Below are 2904 nucleotides of genomic sequence, written 5' to 3' on the forward strand. Positions count from 1 at the left end.
AACTCTCAGAACTCTCAGAACTCTCAGAACTCTCAGAACTCTCAGAACTCGCAGAAATATCAGTACTCTGATCACTCTGCGGGTAGGCGGTGACAGCTTCTAGCTCTTCGAGAAGGTGAGTGAATGGATCCGTAAAGATCATTGGTGGAAAGCAATCTAGCTTCTGAGCCAATTCGATCAAAAATAAATCAGCCCCATCAGCACAGCGCATATAGTGCGCTAAGCTTGTTTGTAAAATAGAATCAGCAATATGTGCAGGGGCTTGCTCTGCCATATCGACCCAAAACAGTCGATGCTGGCCAGAAAAATGATCTTTAATCTGTGGAAAGAAAGCATCCGCTAACCCACTGTAGCCAATAAATAATGCTGGTGATTCATTCAGTGTCGCACAAACGAATTGGCTTAATTGTGTTGCATGTTCGGCTGTTTCTTTATCAGAGTTAAGCTGTGCAAAGCCGTGGCTCTGTCCATGTAGATGCACAACCGCTGGATTATCAATCAGATGATAGAGGTTTAAGTTGGCAGCAGTGAAATCGTAAGTAGCGGGGTACAAACCTAATAATCCACAGCTACGCGCCAATAGATTATCGAAATTAAAAGTTAGAACGCGGCCTATATACCCTTCCCGCAGTAAACACGCCAATGCAATATGTGCCCAGTTGATCTTCGCCTCGTCAATATAGGTTTTAAGAAACTGTCTACGATCATCACGACCAATTTGTGCCATGCATTTTCCATAGTCTTCGCGATCCGCCCCCACTAGCAACTTTAGCTCAGCTTTGAAATTTTTATGCATATCTTCGATTAGTTTTTTTGCCAGTGGAATTCCCGCTGTGAAGGAGCAACCTGCACCAGTAAAAAATACAAAAGGCTTATTTTTATCCTTAGCTTTACGCATAAATTCAGATAAATCAGAAATATCATACTGTAGTGATACTTTATCCATTTTTCTCAAACCTTGTTTTAGCTCTGCGCTATCATATAGCGGATATCCTACAGACTAGAACGCCCATCTTTTGTATGTTGGCTATGACTAGTTTTGCCCATCTCGTATGTTGGGCTAAAAATCGTAGGTTGGTGCTGAACGAAGTGAAGCCCAACGTTTACCGCGAATATATCTGAAAATCTGTTTTACGGTTCTGCCACATCCTTGTTTGTCCGGATCTTGTTGGCGAAATAATACTCGCCTGTTGGGCTTCGCTACGCTCAGCGCCAACCTACAAAAACCACGCTACCGCCCCTGAGTTTCAGCCCCCAGTTTGCTGCTGTTAACCTGCGAGATAGCAACAATCGCTTTCATGGCGTTCTTCCGAGAGGTTGATTGTCATTCGGGTATCTTAAGGGGGAGGGTGGTGCGTTGAGAAGCGGGTTTTGGCGGGAATCTGTGTTGGATCAATAAATTAGTCATCGGTTGTGCTTTGGGTGAGCAACTCATTTGGCAGGGAATGCAAAGCCGCCCTCACCCTGACCCTCTCCCGGAGGGAGAGGGATCAACACGCGCAGAGCTGCAAGCGGGTGCAAGCGAGATAAAAAGAAAGGGAGTCGGTCAGGCTCCCTTTCGCGTGGTTCTGGTGTGGCTATGCGAACTGGCAACTCAGGGTCACAGACAGCTGACCCCATACCCGGCCTTATCTATTGGTCGCGGCCTTCATCCCTTCCACAAACTCTTTCAGGCGAGTGAGCATATGCTCCGGGTTCTGGTGGTGGGTCTCGATGATCTTCACCACGGCCGAACCCGAGATGGCACCGGCGGCGCCAGCGGCTATCGCTTCACGTACTTGCGCCGGTTCGCTGATGCCAAAGCCGAGCAGGGCGGGGGGGGCGTTGAACTCGCGCAGGGTATTGATCAGGCCATCTACCGGCATGCCGGCCTTGGTCTCGGCACCGGTGACGCCAGCGCGGCTCACCAGATAGGTGTAACCACTGCCCAGCTCCGCCACCTGTTTCAGGGTCTCGGCATCGCCATTGGGTGGGGCGATAAAGATGCTGTCGATGCCGAACTTGTCGGCGGCTGCCTTGTAGGGGGCGCACATCTGCACCGGCACGTCGGCGACCAGCACCGAATCCACGCCCGCCTGCTGGCACTTCTCATAAAAACCGTCGATCTGGCGCACATAAACCAGATTCGCATAGACCAAGAGGCCAATGGGCAGCTGCGGGTACTTGGCGCGGATGCGGCCAAGCAGCTCGAAGCAGTCGTCCGGGGTGGTGTGGCTCTCGAAGGCGCGCAGGGCGGCGCCCTGAATGGTGGGGCCATCCGCCACCGGATCGGAGAAGGGAATGCCGAGTTCGAGGGCATCGGCGCCCCCTGCGACCAGCGCATCAACGATGGCCAGGGAGAGTTCGGGGGTGGGGTCACCCAGCATCACGAACGGTACAAAGGCGCCCTGATTGACCGCATCCAGACGGGAGAAGAGTTGTGCGTAACGGTTCATGACAAGGTTCCTTCTTTCTCAAAGCTTTCTGTTTCCAAGATATCGGCAACGGTGAAGATATCTTTGTCGCCACGGCCGGAGAGGTTGACGATCAGCACCTGCTCTTTCTCCGGTTCACTGCGGGCCATCTTGAGGGCGTGGGCCAGCGCGTGGGAGGACTCCAGCGCCGGGATAATGCCTTCGGATTTGGCCAGCTCCTGGAAGGCGTCCAGCGCCTCCCGGTCTGTGATGGAGACATATTCGGCGCGGCCGATGGAGGCCAGATGGGCGTGCTGCGGGCCGACGGAGGGGAAGTCGAGCCCTGCCGAGACGGAGTAGGACTCCTGAATTTGCCCCTGCTTGTCTTGCATCAGGTAGGAGTGCATGCCAAAGAAGACCCCCTTGCTGCCGTGACCCAGCGGCGCACCGTGCTCGCCGCTCTCGATGCCGTGACCGCCCGGCTCGACCCCGATCAGACGCACCTCTTTGT

General features: G+C 53.2%; 2 protein-coding genes and 1 pseudogene. All 3 read right to left on the reverse strand.

The window, feature by feature from the left end:
* Positions 1-946: SIR2 family protein (locus AAC083_RS03920; protein WP_219927860.1), on the reverse strand; the 946-nt coding region annotated here is incomplete at its 3' end.
* 682 nt (positions 947-1628) lie between these two features.
* Positions 1629-2435, reverse strand: coding sequence for a tryptophan synthase subunit alpha (trpA, locus tag AAC083_RS03925; RefSeq protein ID WP_101325300.1), 807 nt, complete (start codon positions 2433-2435; stop codon positions 1629-1631).
* Positions 2432-2904 (reverse strand): annotated as a pseudogene (locus AAC083_RS22885) (pyridoxal-phosphate dependent enzyme); the annotation flags it as partial. The gene trpA and the pseudogene AAC083_RS22885, both read right to left, overlap by 4 nt.

Origin of the sequence: Aeromonas sp. HMWF014 (assembly GCF_963878295.1) — a bacterium.
In the GTDB taxonomy this organism is placed as follows: Bacteria; Pseudomonadota; Gammaproteobacteria; order Enterobacterales; family Aeromonadaceae; genus Aeromonas; species Aeromonas popoffii.